Origin of the sequence: Streptomyces niveiscabiei (genome assembly GCF_001419795.1) — a bacterium.
Lineage (GTDB): Bacteria > Actinomycetota > Actinomycetes > Streptomycetales > Streptomycetaceae > Streptomyces > Streptomyces niveiscabiei.
Window position 1 is genome coordinate 1 of the sequence record NZ_LIRL01001432.1, and the last position, 1,113, is coordinate 1,113.

Sequence of the window (1,113 nt, forward strand, 5' to 3'; positions counted from 1 at the left end):
CCTCAAGGCCGACCTCCGCGACGCCTGGCCCCCCAGCACCGCCCAGGAGACCGACCGCCACCCCGTAACGATCCCCACCGGCGAACGCCGCCGCGCCACCACCCGCCTACGACCGACCCGCCGCGGCGACCACCAGGCCGACCGCGTCACCATCCGCTCGTACGGCCCCCTCGGCCTCTTCACCCGCCAGGGCACCCACAAGGTCCCCTGGACGGTCCGCGCTCTTCCCCCGTTCACCAGCCGCAAACACCTCCCCGCCAAACTGGCCCGCCTACGGGAGCTCGACGGCCGGACCAGCGTCCTCACGCGCGGGGAGGGCACCGAGTTCGACAGCCTCCGCGAGTACGTCCCCGGCGACGACACCCGCTCCATCGACTGGCGCGCCACCGCCCGCCAGACCACCGTCGCCCTGCGCACGTGGCGCCCCGAACGCGACCGCCACATCCTCCTGGTCCTCGACACCGGCCGCACCTCCGCGGGCCGCGTGGACGNNCCCGCGCCGGCGACCGCGTCGACCTCCTGGCCCACGACCGCCGCACCCGCGCCCTCGTCCAGGGCCGCACCGCCCGGGACGTCCTCCCCTCCCTGGTCAACGCCATGGCCACCCTGGAAGCGGAACTGGTCGAAACAGACACCCGCGCCCTCACCTCGACAATCCTCCGTACGGCGCCCCGACGCACCCTGCTCGTCCTGCTGACGACGCTCGACACGGCCCCCGTCGAGGAGGGCCTCCTCCCCGTCCTCCCTCAGCTCACCCAGCGCCACACCGTCCTCGTGGCCTCCGTCGCCGACCCGCACATCGCCCGGATGGCGGCGGCCCGAGGCAACGTCGACGCGATCTACGAAGCGGCGGCAGCAGCCCAGGCCCAGTCGGAACGCCACCGCACGGCCGAACAGCTCCGGCGCCACGGGGTCACCGTCGTCGACGCGACGCCCGAGGAATTGGCGCCTGCATTGGCGGACGCGTATCTGGCCCTGAAGGCGGCAGGGCGCCTGTAGAAAACAGAAAAGCCCCTCCGGAGGGAGGGGCTCAAAAAAGAAGCCGAAAAACAAGAAACCCCGCACCGAAGTGCGGGGTTTCTCTAAAAATTATTCGGCGGCGTCCTACTCTCC

At 71.8% G+C, this 1,113-nt stretch carries 2 pseudogenes; both read left to right on the forward strand.

The annotated features are described in order from the left end of the window. Nucleotides 1-491 (forward strand): annotated as a pseudogene (locus AOK24_RS52130) (DUF58 domain-containing protein); the annotation flags it as partial. A gap of 2 nt (nt 492-493) precedes the next feature. Next, a pseudogene (locus AOK24_RS52135) lies at nt 494-999 on the forward strand (DUF58 domain-containing protein); the annotation flags it as partial. Between the last annotated feature and the right edge of the window lie 114 nt (nt 1,000-1,113).